Below are 16,376 nucleotides of genomic sequence, written 5' to 3'. Positions count from 1 at the left end.
CCTACTCCTGTTCCACCGGTTTCAAGGCCGGCGAACCCGGCGACGGCACCGCGCCATTAAGCATCATCTGCGTGCGCGGGCCGGCCATGCCGTCCGCCTCGAGACCGTTAGCGGCCTGGAAATCGCGCAGACGGCGCTCGAGCGCATCGTCGTAGACTGGCGACGCAGGGCCCAGGCGCGTTTCCGGGTTCTTGCCGTCAATCCGATCGAGGCGCTTGCGTAACCACACCACCGCCGAGCCAACCGCGCCCGGCTGGATCAGGCCCACGCCCGAATCCGCGCGCCAGACAACTTCGAACTCGCCATTCCAGATACGCAGCAGCGCCATGCGCGAAATACGGCGCGTACCGTTTTCGCCCACCAGCGTTGCGTCGTCGTCTTCGAGCGAGCTCAGCAACACCTTGTGGGTACGCCCGTCATGACGAATGGTCAGCAACGCCGGCCGATTGTAGCGTTCGATCATGGAGAAGCTGCCCCGGTCGGCCAGACAACGCAGATCGCCGATCCGCAGATTCTCGCAACCGCTGCGCACCTGGGCACCGAACACGCCCCACAGGCGCAGCAACTGGGTGATGGTGGCATCGCCGGCGGGCACGCCCTCGAGCGCGGCGGTGTTATCGGCGCTGAGTTCGCCGCCACTGTCGCTACTAATGCTGGTCGCTTCGGCTTCGCCGGGCGTCGACACCTTATCGGCCGTCGGCGGGTTGGACGCATCCGAGGTGGCGTCAGTCGCGACCCGCGTGTCGTCGTTCTTATCCGCGGGCGAATCGTCGGCCGCCGCCCCGCTGCCGTCTTCCGGGCGATAACTGTCACCGCCCTCGCCGCGCGCGCTGGCGGCGGGCTCGCTCGGCACGCCCGTTGTGCCATCGGGCTGCGATGACGGCTGGTCCGTGTCGACCGCGACCGCCGGTGCGGAAGCGCCGGAGGATTTCACCCAGTCCGCTGCGCGGCTGAGCTCGATGCCCGGATACCAGGCCAGCGCGCCCACCACCGCGAGCGCTGCCAGGCTGAGCGAGGGCACCGCCACCCGTAGCCAGCGCGCGCGGCGTTCGCGCGGCAGGGTTTCGGCAGCGGCACGCAGCACCATGGGCGCGCCGATGCGCGCACGCGAATGGGCATAGCCGCCCATGAGCGCGCGCTCGCAGACCATATTGATCAGGCGCGGAATCCCGCCGGTCACCCGGCGCACCGCAAACAGCGCAGGGCCGGTGAACAGATGCGGCGGCCCGCCCGCCAGACGCAGTCGATGCTGGACGTAGGCCCGCGTTTCACCATAGCCAAGCGGCTTGAGCTTGAAGCGCGCGGTGATGCGCTGTGAGAGCTGGCGCAGGTCGTGCCGGGCAAGCAGCTGCTCGAGCTCGGGCTGGCCCACCAGGATGATGCGCAGCAGCTTGTGCTTGTGGGTTTCCAGATTGGTCAGCAGCCGCAGTTGTTCCAGCACGCCGCGGCTCAAGTTCTGGGCCTCGTCGATCACCAGCACGGTCCGCCGGTTACGGGCGTGGGTTTCCAGCAAATGCCGGTTCAAACGATCGACCAGATCTTTAAGTGACGTATCGCGACGGGCATCGTAGCTCGCGCCCAGTTCATCACAGATGGTGGCCACGAACTCGCGCACCTCCAGATGCGGGTTCCAGCACAGCGCGATATCCAGATCGGGCATGTCGTTATCGACCAGGGCCCGAATGAGCGTGGTCTTGCCGGTGCCCACTTCGCCAATCAATGCCACAAAGCCGCTGTGTTCACCGGCGCCGTAGAGCAGATGACCCAACGCCTCGCGGTGGCTGGCGCTCAGATACAGAAACGCCGGGTCGGGCGTGACCGAAAAGGGATAATCGTCAAAGCCGTAATAGCGCAGATACATGCGAACAAACAAGCGAGGCGGCAACCCGCCAAGTCTAACCCGCACCCGCAGCCGCGCAAACTCGTACGGTGAAGGTGAAAATCTTTCTGTGCGCAAGCGCGAAACGTTTGTGCTGGGTTAGACTTGCCGAATGGCCGTTGAACTCTCACGCGACGCGCAGCGCTGGCTCGCCCGGCTGCCGGAAATCGTCAACATTGTGCTCGTGATTCTGATCGCGCTGTCGTTGGCGCGATTGTTCTGGCTGGCGTGGCCGGCCGGCGATAACGAACTGACCCCGGCAACCACCGCACAAGAGTCCGCAAAAAACGAAAGCGGCGCGGTGGATGTCGATACCATTGCCAGCGCGCACCTGTTCGGCGAGCAAACGGTCAAGGATCGCGCAGCCGAACAACGCGAGATCATCAACGCGCCGGAAACCCGCCTCAATCTCGTGTTGACCGGCATCGTCTCCGAGGCCAACGGGGATCGTTCGCGCGCGCTGATCAAAAGCGGGCGCAACGATCAGGACAGCTATGCCGTGGGTGACGATGTCAGCAACGGCGTGAAACTGCATGCCATTTATGCCAATCGCGTCATCCTCGACCGTAGCGGCCGCTACGAAACACTCACGCTCGAAAGCGTGAAACAGGCCCGTAACCTGACCGGCGTAAAACGCACCCAGGCCGTATCCAGCGATCTCGCACAGGATCTCGGCGAAGTCCGCAAACAGATCCTGGCCAATCCGGCAAATGCCTCGCGATACATTCGCTTGCAGCCAGAGCGACAAAACGGCAACCTCGTTGGCTACCGGATATATCCGGGGGCCGACCGAGGGCTTTTTGAAAAGGCCGGCCTTAAATCGGGGGAACTGGTCACCGCTGTCAACGGGCAGCCGCTCGACAACCCGGCCGCGTCGCTCAAGCTGTTGAGCAATCTGGCCTCGGCGAGCAGCGCGTCGGTGACGCTCGAACGCGATGGCCAGCAACGTACCGTCACGGTGAATTTTTAGATGACAGCCATGCTATTGCGTCGGTTCTGCCTGTTCGCACTGCTCGCCCTCGCCGCGGGCCCGGCCGCTATGGCGCAATCGACCGGCAATGCAGCCACGGCCGGCGATGCGTTCACGCTCAACCTTAAGAACGCCGATATCACAACGCTGATCGCGACCGTCAGCGAGGTCACGGGCCGCAATTTCGTGGTCGACCCGCGGGTAAAAGGCGACATCACGGTCCTGTCCACCGAGGCGATGACGCCCGACGAACTCTACGAGACGTTTCTGTCGGTGCTCGAAGTCCACGGCTTCGCGGCCGTGCCCTCGGGCGAAGTCACCAAGATCATCCCCCAGATCAACGCCAAGCAGGATGGCGGGTTCGGGCGCGGCGGCAGCACCCGCGAAGACATCGTCACGCGGGTGATTTCGGTAGCCAACGTACCGGCCGACCAGCTAGTGCCGATCCTGCGCCCGCTGGTGCCCCAGTACGGCCATCTGGCGGCGTATTCTGCATCCAACACCCTGATCATCTCGGATCGCGAGGCCAATGCTCAGCGTATCGCCGAGATCGTTAACAAGATCGACCGCAACGGCCTGCAGGACGTCGAGAACATCCGCCTGCAATATGCCAGTGCATCGGAAGTCGCCCGGGTGATCGACCAGCTCAAGTCCGGCGCGGGCAATAATTCCGCAGCCGCGAATTTCAGCGTGACCCCGGACGAGCGCACCAACAGCGTGATCATCAGCGGCGGGCGCAAGGAACGTCTGCGCCTGCGCGCGATCATCGCCGATCTGGATACCGCCACCGAACAGACCGGCGGCACCCAGGTCGTCTACCTCGACTATGCCGATGCCGAATCGCTGGCCCCGGTCTTGCAGAACTTCGCCAGCGGCCGCGGCGCAAGCACCAGCAGCGCCTCTTCGTCGGCCAGCGGCGCAGCCGGCGGCAATGCCAGCGGGCTACGTGCCAGTACAAGCGGCGGCGCGGGCGCGAACGGCGTGACCGTAATAGCGGAACCGGCCGCCAACGCGCTGGTCGTCACCGCGCCGGCCGATACCATGCGCGAGATCAAGCAGGTCATCGATCAGCTCGATATCCGCCGTGGTCAGGTACTCGTCGAGGCCATCATCGCCGAAGTCACGCTGTCGCGTTCGCGCCAGTTGGGCGTGAACGTGGCCGTGTTCGAAGACGGCGGGCCGGCGGCCGCGAGTATTCTGGATTCGGACACGCTCAATGTGGTGCCCTCGCTCGCGCTGGATGGCACGCCGCTCGATCTCGTCAAGCAGGGTATCAACCTGGGCATCGGCAATATCAGCGACAGCGGCACCAGCTTCGCGGTGCTGGTCAATGCCTTGTCCGGCAACACCAATACCAACGTGTTGTCCACGCCCTCGCTGATCACGCGCGATAATGAAGAAGCCGAGATCAAGGTCGGCCAGGAAGTACCGTTCGTCACCGGCAACTACACCAGCGGCACGACCGGCGGCGGCGCCACCAACGGCCTGACCAACCCGTTCCAGACCATCGAACGCAAGGATGTGGGCCTGACCCTGGGCTTTACCCCGCAGATCAGCGCGGGCGATACCATCCAGCTGACCATCGATCAGGAAGTCTCGAGTATTGCGCAGGGCTCCAGCGCGACCGGTGCCGTGGACCTGATCACCAACAACCGGACCCTCACCACCTCCGTGGAGGTCGAAAACGGCCAGATCCTGGTGCTCGGCGGGCTCATAGACGATCAGGTGACCGAAACCGAGCAGAAAGTGCCGGTGCTCGGCGATATCCCGATTCTCGGCGCCCTGTTCACCAATCGATCCGTAACCAAGAACAAGCGCAACCTGCTCAACTTCATTCGTCCGACGATCCTGCGCGGCGGCGGCGAGGCGGATTACTACACCCGCAAGAAATACAACTACATTCGCTCGCTGCAGGAACAACAGGCCAAGACCAGTATCCCGCTGATGGGCGAAGAACAGCGTCCCCAGTTGCCCGCGATCGAGTCCTATGACGACCGCGACTCGTTTTCCGAAGACTCGGGCGTGAGCGGCAATGACAGCGTGCCGCGCGACTCGGCGCCCGATACGCGCAGCGGTAAACGCCGCGGCGATGATTTCTAGCCGTACACGGCAGGAGCGAACATGAGCGACAGCCTGGAAACGCTCAGCCTGGAACCTCTCGTCGAACACAACCCGCCGCCCGCTACTTCGAGCGCGGGCGGCGGTATCGACCGCCTGCCGTTCGCGTTCGCCAAACGCCACGGCGTCATGCTCGGGCCCGAGCGCGATGGCGCGATTCATGTCACCGTGCGCACGCCGGTCAACCAGACCGCGCTGTCGGAAGTGCGCCGCTATTGCGGCCGTCCACTGACCATCGAGCGCGTCGATGCCGGCTCCTTCGATGCGCTGCTGCAGAACGACTACGAAGGCAAGGCCAACGAGTCGATGCAGATCGTCGAGGGCATGGACGAGGATATGGATCTGTCGGACGCGGCGCGCGCGCTTTCCGAGCCCGCCGATCTGCTCGAGTCTTCCGACGACGCACCGATCATCCGCCTCATCAATGCTCTGCTGACCGAAGCCATCAAGGAAAACGCCTCGGATATCCATATCGAGCCGTTCGAAGCCCGGTTGACCGTACGTTTTCGCGTGGACGGCGTGCTGCGCGAGGTGCTTAACCCGCCGCGCCAACTCGCGCCCCGGCTGATTTCGCGCGTGAAGGTCATGGCCAAGCTCGATATCGCCGAAAAACGCGTGCCTCAGGATGGGCGTATTTCGGTACGTATCGCGGGCCGGCCCGTCGACGTGCGTGTGTCCACGATTCCTTCAGGCAATGGCGAGCGCGTGGTGATGCGTCTGCTCGACAAGCAGGCCGGTCGTCTGGATCTGCCCCAGCTGGGCATGCCGGCGGATACGCTCACCGCGATCGACGAACTGATTCACAAGCCGCACGGCATCATGCTCGTCACCGGCCCGACCGGTTCGGGCAAGACCACCACGCTCTACGCCGGGCTGACTCGCATCAACGATCGCACCCGCAATATCATGACCGTGGAAGACCCGATCGAGTACTACCTCGACGGCATCGGTCAGACCCAGGTCAATTCCAAGGTGGACATGAGCTTCGCGCGCGGGCTGCGCGCGATCCTGCGCCAGGACCCGGACGTGGTGATGATCGGCGAAATCCGCGATCTGGAAACCGCGGAAATCGCAGTCCAGGCCTCGCTGACCGGACATCTGGTGCTCTCGACATTGCATACGAACACCGCCGTGGGTGCGATCGCGCGCCTGCGCGATATGGGCGTGGAGCCGTTTCTGCTGTCGTCGAGCCTGATCGGCATCATGGCGCAGCGGCTGGTCCGTACCCTGTGCAAACACTGCCGCACGCCCTACGAAGCCAACCGGCGCGAATGCGAACTGCTGGGCGTAGACCCGGCGACCCCGCCCACGCTCTACAAGCCCGCAGGCTGCGAGGCCTGCAATCAGTCCGGTTTTCGCGGCCGGACCGGCGTGTACGAGCTGGTGGTCGTCGACGACGAGATGCGCAATCTCATCCACGAACAGGCCTCGGAACAGAAACTCGAGAAACACGCGCGCCTGACCACGCCGAGCATACGCGCGGATGGCGTGGCCAATGTGCTGGCAGGCAACACCACGCTCGAGGAAGTACTGCGCGTTACGCGTGAAGGCTGATGGGCGCCTACGAATACACCGCACTCGACGCCCGCGGGCGGGAAAAGAAAGGCATCCTCGAGGGCGATGCCGCACGCGCGATTCGTGCCCAGCTGCGCGAACAGGGCCTGACACCGCTGGAAGTCAGCGAGGTCTCCGACCGCAAGAGCGGTGGCAGCCGCAACATATCCTTTCGACGCGGTATCAGCGTCACCGAGCTGTCGTTGTTCACCCGCCAGCTGGCGACCCTCACCCATGCCGGTCTGCCCATGGAGGAAGCCCTCAAGGCCGTGGCTGAGCAGACCGACAGCGACAAGGTGCGCAAGATCATAGTGGGTGTGCGTTCACAGGTAGTAGAAGGCAATACGCTCGCCGATGCGCTGGGCCAGTTCCCCAACAGCTTCGACGAGCTGTATCGCGCGACCACGGCGGCGGGCGAGCAGTCCGGGCGAATCGACGAGGTCCTCAACGGGCTGGCCGATTATGTCGAGGACCAGCAGTCCATGCGCCAGAAGGTCATGGCGGCGTTGATCTATCCGGCGTTTCTGTCGATCGTGGCGATCGCCATCGTCATCGCCCTGCTGACGACCGTCGTGCCCGATCTGGTCCAGGTCTTCGACAGCGTGGGTGCAGATCTGCCCGCCCTGACCACGGGCCTGATCTCGGTCAGCGATTTTCTGCGGGTGTGGGGCTGGTTGCTGGCGCTGATACTCATCGCGCTGATCACCGCCTTTGTCTACGGCATGCGCCGACCGGCATTCAAACGCGCGGTGCAGGCACGTATTCTCCAGTTACCGTTGATCGGCCGGTTCGTACGCGGCGTGAACACCGCCCGCTTCACGCGTACGCTCTCCATTCTCACCCGTAGCGGCGTGCCGGCGCTCGACGCCATGACCATCGGTGCGGACGTTGTAACCAATCTGCCCATGCGCGATGCGATCAAGCGGGCCTCCACGCGTGTGCGCGAGGGCGATGCCATTCATCGCGCACTCGGGCGCGAACGCCTGTTCCCGCCGATTACCCTGCACATGATCGCCAACGGCGAGATTTCGGGCGAGCTGGACATGATGCTCGGGCGTGCGGCCGAACATCAGGAACGCGAAGTCGAAACATTACGGCAAGGTGTCATGGGCATACTCGGGCCGGCCGTGATTCTGCTCATGGGCGGGCTGGTACTGATCATCGTGCTCGCCATCCTGCAGCCGGTGTTCAATCTCAATCAGCTGGTCAAATAAGCCAGCATCTCGTTCGCGCCGGCTCCGTCGGCACGCGCGTACACTCAGTCAGCCAACACAAACGATCGTCATCGAGGAGTAAAACGACATGACACGACAAGGCCTTCGCGCTGCACAGCCGCGCGCCCAGGGCGGTTTCACGCTTATCGAAATCATGGTCGTGGTGGTCATCCTCGGCATTCTCGCCGCGCTGGTCGTGCCGCAGATCATCTCGCGCCCCGACGAGGCCCGCGTAGCCAAGGCGCGCCAGGATATCCGTGCCGTGGAATCGGCACTTAAGCTCTACCGGTTGGATAACTTCCAGTATCCGACCACCGAACAGGGCCTGGCCGCGCTCGTGGACAAGCCCACCACCCAGCCCGAGCCACGCAACTGGAAGTCAGGCGGTTATCTCGATCGTATCCCCACCGACCCGTGGGGTAATGTCTATCACTATCGCAACCCCGGCGAGCACGGCGAGATCGACGTCTACACGCTCGGGCGCGATGGCCGACCGGGCGGCGACGAATCCGACGCCGATATCGGCAACTGGGCGCTGGACAACTAGCGCGCGGCTGATTCGCAGGTGCCGGCACGGGGTCAACAGCGCGGTTTCACGCTGATCGAGGTACTCGTCGTTGCCCTGATCATCGGCGTGGTACTGGCGTTCGTATCGCTGTCGATCAACCCCACCGGCCCGGCCGACCGTCTCGATACCGAAGCCCAACGCCTGAACGCGCTGCTTGAAGCAGCCGCCGACGACGCCATCCTCTACGGACGCGAACTCGGGCTGGATATCACCCGTGGCGGCTATCGCTTTCTGCGCCTGGGCGACGACGGCTGGCAGCCGCTTAACGCGCCCGACACGCCGCTGCGCGCGCGCGAGCTTGGCGATGGGATCGTGCTCGTACTCATCGACCGCGGCGACGACACCCCGCGGCTCGTCGCCGCCGATGACGATGACGATGAAGAAGAAGAGGATCTCGTTCGCCCGGAAGCGGTACTGCTGTCGAGCGGCGAATTCATCCCCTTCGAACTCGAGCTGTATGCGCCGGACGTGGGCTATCGTTATCGGCTGACCGGTGCCGCGGCCGGCACGCTCGAAATGCAGCGTATCGACGGCCCACGATGAAAACGCAAGCCGGTTTCACCCTGGTGGAAGTGCTGGTCGCCACCGCGATCATCGCGCTGGCCCTCGGCGCCTTTATTTCCGGCGGCGCGCGCTATGCCGACTATGCCCGTTATATCCACGACCGCACCCTGGCCCAGGGCGTCGCGCGCAACCAGCTGGTGCAATACCAGATCGCGGAACAATGGCCGGGCACGGGCACTGAAGACGGCGATACGGATATGGGCGACACGGCCTGGCACTGGGAGGCCGAAATCCAGGAATCGCCCGATCCGGATGTTCGCCGGATCGATATCCGCGTGTTTCGTATCGACCCCAACAGCGGCGAACCCGAAGACAATTCCGTGGCCCTGCTCAGCGGCTTCGTCACCCAGCACATCGCCCTGCAAAATGCCCCCGCGAGCGGCGACAGCGCGCAGGCCGATGAAGACACCGCGAGCGACTACGGCTCGAAGTTCTAATGCGTACGGCCCGAGCTCAAAACGGTTTCACCCTGATCGAACTGCTGATCGCGATCGCCGTATTCGTGGTCATGGCCGCCATGGCCTATGGCGGTTTGTCGTCGGTGATCTCGACCCGCGAGACGGTGAGTGCAGCGCTCGATCGCAGCAAGACACTGCAGATGTCGATCTGGCGCATGCGGGGCGATATCGAACAGATCGTCAATCGCCCGATTCGCGATAGCTTCGGCGACAGCCAGCCGGCGCTGTTCGGCAGCCCGGATATCGGCCTACAGTTCACCCGCAACGGCTGGCGCAATCCCCTGGGCGATATTCGCAGCAATCTCCAACGTGTGGCCTATCGTATCGACGAAGACGACAACCTCGTGCGCGCGCACTGGCGCGTGCTCGATCGCGCCCAGGACAGCGCACCGGTGGAATCGGTTCTGTTCGAGAACGTCTCCAACGTGGAATGGCGTTTTCTCGACAGTAATCGCGAATGGCAGGACCGATGGCCCGCGGATGCTTCGATCGGCGCATCGTTGTCCGGTGCCCCGACCCCGGCCGGCGCCGGCAACTACGAACCGCCCCTTGCCGTTGAACTGCGCCTGACCACACCGGCCTGGGGCGATCTGCGGTTTTTGTTCATGATCCCCGGGGCCGAACGATGACCCGCGTCGGCGCAATCCGACAGCGCGGTGTGGCATTGCTGACCGCCATGCTCATTGTGACGCTGGTCGCGATCATCGGTGCCGGCATGCTCTCGCAGATGAATCTCGCCCTGCACCGCAGCGGCAATATCTGGCAGTCGGAGCAGGCCTGGTGGTACGCCGTGGGCATCGAGAACTGGCTGGGCAAACTGCTGCGCCAGGACGCCGAACACAGCGATATCGACAGCCTCGACGAGGCCTGGGCCAAGCCAGTCGACTACCTGCCACTGGACGGCGGCGCGCTCCAGGGCCGGTTGGTCGACCTGCAGGGGCGTTTCAATCTCAACAATCTTGGCTCCGGCGATGCCGAGGCGACCCAAAAGCAATTCGAACGTCTGATCGAGCTCGTGGCCGATACCGACCAGATCACCGCGCGCACGATCGCGGCCTCGACCCGTGACTGGATCGATGCCGATATCAACCCGACCCTGCCGGATGGCGCCGAAGACGACTATTACCTTGGCCTTTCGCCCGCGTATCGTACCGGTAACACGCCGATGGCGAGCGCCAGCGAGCTTCGCCTCATCAAGGGCGTAACGCCCGCCATTTATAGCGCGCTCGCCCCCTATATCTGTGCATTGCCGGAGGCGACGGCGATTAACGTCAATACCGCCGCGGCGCCGATACTGGCCACGATTGCGCCGGAGCTACCGCCGGATACGGGCGAAGCCCTGGTCAAGGCCCGGGCCGACGAACCGTGGAAATCCGTCGAAGCATTTCTTCAGGAACCCGCCCTGGCCGGCCGGGATATCGAGGGCAACGAACTGGCCGTGACCACCCACTATTTCCTGGCCACCGGCCAGATCAGTGTTGACCGTGCCCAGGTACAGTTTTTCAGCGTACTCGAACGCGGCGACAACGGCGCGGTACGTACACTACGCCATAGCACCAATGTGGATTGACACACGCCCGCCGCGAATCAGCCTGTTCGCACGGCGACGCGCCGCTATGAACACAGCTCGCCCCGCATCCTGGCGTGCAGCCACGCCGTTAGCGCGCGGTGCATTAAAAGCCGTTTGGATTCAGGTAGACTGGCCGCGGATCGGTACGCCCGCGCCGCGCGCCGGCCGATCGAAGATTTCGGGGGTATGCTTTCGTGGCTGAACGATTCATCGTGCATTTCGACGGCGAACGCGCCGCCTGGCTGAATGCGGCCGATGAACTCGTGCTCGGCGAACTCGCCGACGCCGCGCTGGCTGCCGACGGGCGCGAATGCACCCTGTTGATCCCCGGCGAGGACGTGCTGCTTACCCGTGTCACCCTGCCGCCCATCCGCCAGGCGCGCCGCCGCCTGCAGGCCGCGGCGTTTGCCCTGGAAGATCAGCTGGCCACCCGCGTGGACGATCTGCATTTCGCGCTCGCCGCCCGGGCCGACGCCGATGGCGATACGCCCGTGCTGGTGGTCGATCGCGCGCTCATGCAGCGCCTGCTGGATGCCTGCGCCGAGGCCGGACTGGATATCGTTCAGGCGGTACCGGACGTATTCGCCTTGCCCAACCCGGAAAGCGAATGCTGGCACGTCGCCGTCGTGGCCGATCGCGTACTGACCCGAACCGAAACCCACCACGGCTTTGCCTGCGAAGCCTCGCTCTGGCCAGTGCTGGCCAGCGGTTGTACGCCGCCGGCGCGGATCGTGCTCGAGGCCGCACGAAACAATACCGCCGCCCAGACCATGCGCACCGAACAGGGTCTGGAGCCGGCGCCCGCGATCGAGCCGACCGAACACGCCGACGACGACACCGTGTTCGCCCTGCTGCTCGCCCGCGCCGACACCAGTCAGGCCATCAACCTGCGCCAGGGCGTCTTTGCACGGGCCTCGGCGATGCAGACCTGGTGGCAGCCGTTCAAGCTCACTGCCGGCCTCGCGGCCGCCTGGCTGCTGGTCGCGCTTACCGCACGCGGTATCGAAAGCTATCAGTTGCATCAACGCATTAACGCACTCGAAGCGCGTAGCGAAAGCGTGTTCCGCGAGACCTTTCCGCGGGTCGGCACCATCAACGACCTGCGTGTACAGGCCGAACAGAATATCCGGGCGCTGCGCGGCAACGGCGCGAGCGGCGGTGTATTCCCGTTACTGCAGGCGACTGCCGAGGTCGCCGGCCAGGCTGGTAGTCTGAGCATTCAGTCGTTGCAATACCGTGACGGCGCGCTCTATCTGAGCCTGCGCGGAGACAGCGTGCAGTCCCTGGAAGCGCTGCGGGCCGGCTTTGCCCGCCAGCGCGGCACCCGCCTGAACGTGGAAAGCGCGGATGCCGCCGCCGACGGTGTCCAGATCCGGGCCAGCGTGACCGCGGAGCCGACATGAACGCATTACGCCAATGGTACGAAGGCCTGGCGCCGCGCGAACGCGTGGCGGTGATCGTATGTGCTGTCGTGGTGAGCATTGCCCTGTTCTACTACGCCCTCTGGCGGCCGCTGAACACGAGCGTCGAGGAAGGTCGCATGCGTCTGACCGCCCAGGCCGAGGAAACCCGCTGGATGCTGGGGATTCGCGATGAAGCACGCCTGCTTCAGGCCGATAACACCCAGCGCCAGATTCAGGGGCGCAACGATTCGCTGCTGTCGATCGTCGACAGCACCAGCCGCGAAAACGGTCTTGCCGATGCAGTGCGGCGTATCCAGCCCGACGACGACGATCAGGCCACGGTCACCCTGGAAAAGGCCAATTTCAATCAGATGCTGTTCTGGCTGCGCAGCCTGCAACGCGACTATGGCGTGGCCGCACGCCAGATGACCATCACCCGAGACGAAGAAGCCGGCACCGTCCAGGCTCGGCTCACCCTCGCCCGAGGTAACGCATGATGCGCGCGCTACGCTACGGGCTGATCGGGCTGGTCGCCTTCGTCATTGGGTTGCTGGCCTTTTTGCCCGCGCGCGTTGCCGCGGGCTGGGCCGAACAGATGGGCCCTATCGCCATGGGCGGCGTCACGGGCACGCTGTTCGCCGGCCGCGCCAGCTATATCTCCGGACCGGACGGCGCCATCGAGAACGTTGCCTGGACACTCGAGCCGGCATCGCTGCTGCTCGGCCGAGTCAGCGCGCGCCTGCAGATCGACTCCGACCTGGGCGGCTTCGATGCGGATATTTCGCGCTCGCTGTTCGGCCAGACCACGATCGAAAACGTCTCCGGTAGCGCCTCGGCCGGCTGGCTGGCCAAGCTTGGCGGCTATACCTTTCTACCGCTGTCGGCCGACGTACGCGTGAATATCGACCACGCCGTATTCGACGACACACTCGCATTCGACGCGCTCGACGGACAGATCAGCCTGGCGAACACCCGCTGGCAACTGTTCAACCCGCCGGTGCCGCTGGGCCAGTTCACCGCCGCCCTGGCGCGCGCCGACGATGGGCTGGGCCTGACCATGGTCGAAAGCGAAGGCCCGTTGGCGATCGACGGCGGACTGACCCTCGACGAAAGCCGTCGCTACCGGCTCGATGTGCGCCTGCGCGCGCGGGCCGGCGCGGACGAACGATTGCCGCAAATGCTCGATCAACTCGGCCGGGCCGACGCTGACGGCTGGCATACGATCCGCGAACAGGGCCGGCTCTGAAACGCACTTCCCGCCTTAGCCAGGCCGACAAAATGTCGTTCGTTCAACCGGTCTGGTCGAATTCGGCATCCTGGATCAAACGCGGCGCCTCGACCCGCTCCGGGTAGAGATAATTCCGGGTTACCGGCACCACATCGTTGCGCTGTGCGAGCTGGATATGAAAGACCACCAACTCGCCCCAGCGAAAGATGGCCTGACAACCCAATAGATAGAACTCCCACATGCGGCAAAAGCGCTCGCCCAGGCGTTCGCGAAACACATCGCGATGCTGCTGGAAACGCTCGTTCCAGCAGTCCAGCGTGCGCGCATAGTGCAGACGCCAGACTTCGAGATCCGCCAGGCTCATGCCGGTCTTTTCCACACAGGGCGCGAGCTCCGATAGTGACGGCACATAGCCGCCGGGGAAGATGTATTTCTCGATCCAGCCGTGCGTATCCTCGATCGGCGGACCGTTGCGGCCGATGGTGTGGATCAGGCTACGACCGCGCGGTTTGAGCAATCGCTGCACCTGATCGAAGAACACCTGAAACTGCGGCCGGCCGACGTGCTCGAACATGCCGACGCTCACGATCGCATCGTAGCCCTCGCCGTGATCGCGCTGGTGCTCACGATAATCCTGCTTGAAAAAGCGGACCCGCTCGCTCAAGCCTTCGTTCGCCGCGCGTTCGCGTGCATATTCGTATTGATCGTCGGACAGCGTCAGCCCGGTGACATCCACGTCGTAGTGCCGGGCGAGATAGAGCGCCAATCCACCCCAGCCGCAGCCGATATCGAGCACGCGATCACCCGGCTGCAGGCACAGCTTGCGGGCGATATGGCGACATTTGGACTGCTGCGCGGCTTCAAGATCCATCTCCGCGGATTCGAAATAGGCACAGGAGTACTGCATGTCGCGGTCGAGAAACCGCGCAAACAGCTCATGGTCGATATCGTAGTGGTGTTTGACGTTGCGCCGCGAGCGCAATCGCGAGTTGGCTTCGCGCAGGCCGCGCAGCGCATGGCGGGCCAGATCCAGAATCCGGCTGGAGCCGAAATTGCTGGCGTTGGCGAAGTAGAGCTCGAACACGGCGAGCAGGCCGCCTTCGCCGGGCCACCAGTCGCCGTCCATATAGGCTTCGCCAAAAACCATCTCCGGATCGGAGAGCAGCCGGGCGAGTACCTTGCGCTCGCGTAGATGAATATGCGCGGTCGGCTTGCCCTGGCCGATGATCTGCGTATTCGTATCCGGATAGTGGATGACGAGCGTGCCACGGTCGATCAGCCGGTCGAAAAAGCGGGTCTTCATGTCGTCCCAGTCCTTCGGACGACGCATGGTCAGCGCCATCCGCTTCATGCCTGCTGAAAATACTACACAGACTGGCGATCGATGTACATTACACTCACATGTCTTGATTCAATTTAGATTGCGCGCATGGTTTTTATTCGGGCACGTCTGTGTAGGCTGGACGAACGATAGCTTTTACAGGGAGAACGACGATGTTCGAAAAAATCGTGGTCGCAGTCGACGGCTCGGAGCACTCCAAACGAGCGATAGAGATCGCGGCAGATATGGGCCAGCGCTATAGCGCCACCTTGCATATCGTCCACGTGCCCCAGCACACAGGACACGAAAAGACACTGGCGCTGGGGGGCGCGGCGATCACCATCCAACCCTCGCCGGAAGAACTGGAAGCCGCCGGTCGTTCGGTCGTCGATGCCGCCTGCCGGATACTCGAAGACGCCGGCTGCAAGAAGGTGAAAACCGAAATACTCGGCGGCGACCCGGCGCAGCAGATCGTCGCAGCGGCCGACCGTGTCGATGCGGATCTGATCATCATGGGCCGGCGCGGCCTGAGCGATTTCACCGGCCTGGTGATCGGCAGCACGTCGCACAAAGTGGGCCATCTCGCGCCCTGCGCCTGCCTGACGACGCGCTAGATAGCGCGCCGCGCGAGCTGCGCAGCGGTTCAGTCGATCGCCTGCCGGCCCATCGCCGGCAGGGGCCGATCCGCGCGACGTAGCAACCAGACGATATCGCGGCCGAACGACAGCATCAGCAGGGCCAGCGAGACCAGCAGCGCACTGCTTGCCGCCGCCGACCCGATGCCCGGCCACAGACAACCCAGAAGCGTTGCGCCCTGCCACACGCAGGCAATCTTGCGCAGTCGCGAGGCAGGCAGCGGGCGCCTGAGCGGCGGACACACGCCCTGGGCGATCACGAATACATAACGCGCCAGGCCGATCGCAAGCGCCCAGCTGCCCGCCTTATCGAGGGCGACGATCAACACCGATAACACCAGTAAAAAGAAGGCATCCACTTCCATATCGAAGCGGGCGCCGAAGGCGCCGCTGGCGCCTGTCCGTCGGGCGATCCAGCCATCGACCCCATCCAGCAGCAGACAACCGAGCGCCAGCAGCACGAATGTCTGTACATGTGCGCTGAGAAACCCCGGAAACAGGCCGGCGCCTGCGAGTAGCATGACCGCCGCGCCCCGAATAAGGGTGATCCGGTTGGCCCAACCGAACGGCTGCGGCCAGAATGCCCGGTAATGGTAAAGAATTGCCGCCAGGCCGAGATACAACCCGCCGGCGGTGATGTGCAGCGCGGGCGGGCCGCCGACCAGCTGCAACAACGCTTCGATGCCGATACCCAGCATGGCGAACCCGGCGAAAAGTTCGTAGGCACAGGCCCACGACGGCGCCAGCAGGGCCAGTCCGACCGACGCCGATGGCGATCGCGCGGTGGCCACTGGTCGCCGCGAGGGCATGATGCGGGTTACATTTCGCACAGAAGCTCGTACTCGCTGAGCCGGCGCATGGGCGTCGGCCTCTTTAATCGGGCGCGTCGCAACG

At 64.1% G+C, this 16,376-nt stretch carries 16 protein-coding genes; 13 read left to right on the top strand and 3 right to left on the bottom strand.

Annotated features, from left to right (window positions below; translation table 11 throughout):
- Position 1: 1 nt before the first annotated feature.
- Entirely contained in the window at positions 2-1,861 is a 1,860-nt protein-coding gene (locus S4A8_RS11660) for an ExeA family protein (protein ID WP_353220284.1), read from the bottom strand.
- Positions 1,862-1,991: 130 nt separating this feature from the next.
- On the opposite strand from S4A8_RS11660, the gene gspC reads away from it, so the two are divergent.
- The 12 genes from gspC to S4A8_RS11600 all read left to right on the top strand — a co-directional run bounded on the left by gspC (position 1,992) and on the right by S4A8_RS11600 (position 13,544).
- Entirely contained in the window at positions 1,992-2,849 is an 858-nt protein-coding gene (gene gspC / locus S4A8_RS11655; protein WP_353220283.1) for a type II secretion system protein GspC, read from the top strand.
- Positions 2,850-2,858: 9 nt separating this feature from the next.
- On the top strand, positions 2,859-4,949 hold the full coding sequence (gene gspD, locus S4A8_RS11650; RefSeq protein ID WP_353220282.1) for a type II secretion system secretin GspD: 2,091 nt from the start codon (positions 2,859-2,861) through the stop codon (positions 4,947-4,949).
- Positions 4,950-4,970: 21 nt separating this feature from the next.
- Positions 4,971-6,521 carry a type II secretion system ATPase GspE gene (gspE, locus tag S4A8_RS11645; protein WP_353220281.1) on the top strand — a complete coding sequence of 517 codons (1,551 nt, stop codon included), beginning with the start codon at positions 4,971-4,973 and terminating at the stop codon, positions 6,519-6,521.
- The gene (gspF, locus tag S4A8_RS11640; protein ID WP_353220280.1) at positions 6,521-7,735 is read left to right on the top strand and encodes a type II secretion system inner membrane protein GspF; all 1,215 of its coding nucleotides are present in this window, start codon (positions 6,521-6,523) and stop codon (positions 7,733-7,735) included. Before gspE ends, gspF begins: the two co-directional genes overlap by 1 nt.
- Before the next feature lie 88 nt (positions 7,736-7,823).
- On the top strand, positions 7,824-8,282 hold the full coding sequence (gspG, locus tag S4A8_RS11635; RefSeq protein WP_353220279.1) for a type II secretion system major pseudopilin GspG: 459 nt from the start codon (positions 7,824-7,826) through the stop codon (positions 8,280-8,282).
- 18 nt (positions 8,283-8,300) lie between these two features.
- The gene (gene gspH / locus S4A8_RS11630; RefSeq protein WP_353220278.1) at positions 8,301-8,846 is read left to right on the top strand and encodes a type II secretion system minor pseudopilin GspH; all 546 of its coding nucleotides are present in this window, start codon (positions 8,301-8,303) and stop codon (positions 8,844-8,846) included.
- Positions 8,843-9,304, top strand: coding sequence for a type II secretion system minor pseudopilin GspI (gene gspI / locus S4A8_RS11625; RefSeq protein WP_353175758.1), 462 nt, complete (start codon positions 8,843-8,845; stop codon positions 9,302-9,304). Before gspH ends, gspI begins: the two co-directional genes overlap by 4 nt.
- Entirely contained in the window at positions 9,304-9,954 is a 651-nt protein-coding gene (gene gspJ, locus S4A8_RS11620) for a type II secretion system minor pseudopilin GspJ (protein ID WP_353220277.1), read from the top strand. The genes gspI and gspJ overlap by 1 nt, the downstream gene beginning before the upstream one ends.
- Complete coding sequence (gspK, locus tag S4A8_RS11615; protein WP_353175762.1) at positions 9,951-10,895, top strand: type II secretion system minor pseudopilin GspK; 945 nt, start codon at positions 9,951-9,953, stop codon at positions 10,893-10,895. The genes gspJ and gspK overlap by 4 nt, the downstream gene beginning before the upstream one ends.
- 194 nt (positions 10,896-11,089) lie before the next feature.
- Entirely contained in the window at positions 11,090-12,298 is a 1,209-nt protein-coding gene (gene gspL, locus S4A8_RS11610) for a type II secretion system protein GspL (protein WP_353220276.1), read from the top strand.
- The gene (locus tag S4A8_RS11605) at positions 12,295-12,795 is read left to right on the top strand and encodes a type II secretion system protein M (protein WP_353220275.1); all 501 of its coding nucleotides are present in this window, start codon (positions 12,295-12,297) and stop codon (positions 12,793-12,795) included. The genes gspL and S4A8_RS11605 overlap by 4 nt, the downstream gene beginning before the upstream one ends.
- On the top strand, positions 12,792-13,544 hold the full coding sequence (locus S4A8_RS11600; protein WP_353175768.1) for a type II secretion system protein N: 753 nt from the start codon (positions 12,792-12,794) through the stop codon (positions 13,542-13,544). Before S4A8_RS11605 ends, S4A8_RS11600 begins: the two co-directional genes overlap by 4 nt.
- Positions 13,545-13,587: 43 nt before the next feature.
- Here S4A8_RS11600 and S4A8_RS11595 read toward each other — a convergent pair whose 3' ends face one another.
- Positions 13,588-14,856, bottom strand: coding sequence for a class I SAM-dependent methyltransferase (locus tag S4A8_RS11595; protein WP_353220274.1), 1,269 nt, complete (start codon positions 14,854-14,856; stop codon positions 13,588-13,590).
- A gap of 164 nt (positions 14,857-15,020) precedes the next feature.
- On the opposite strand from S4A8_RS11595, the gene S4A8_RS11590 reads away from it, so the two are divergent.
- Positions 15,021-15,461 carry a universal stress protein gene (locus S4A8_RS11590; RefSeq protein ID WP_353175772.1) on the top strand — a complete coding sequence of 147 codons (441 nt, stop codon included), beginning with the start codon at positions 15,021-15,023 and terminating at the stop codon, positions 15,459-15,461.
- A 29-nt stretch (positions 15,462-15,490) separates the two neighbouring features.
- Here the strand turns inward: S4A8_RS11590 and S4A8_RS11585 are convergent, their stop codons facing one another.
- The gene (locus S4A8_RS11585) at positions 15,491-16,273 is read right to left on the bottom strand and encodes a CDP-alcohol phosphatidyltransferase family protein (protein ID WP_353220273.1); all 783 of its coding nucleotides are present in this window, start codon (positions 16,271-16,273) and stop codon (positions 15,491-15,493) included.
- Positions 16,274-16,376 lie beyond the last annotated feature (103 nt).

Source organism: Salinisphaera sp. S4-8, assembly GCF_040361235.1.
Taxonomy (GTDB): Bacteria; Pseudomonadota; Gammaproteobacteria; order Nevskiales; family Salinisphaeraceae; genus Salinisphaera.
Note: the sequence above shows the minus strand (reverse complement) of the source record. Positions and strands in the feature narration are given on the sequence as shown.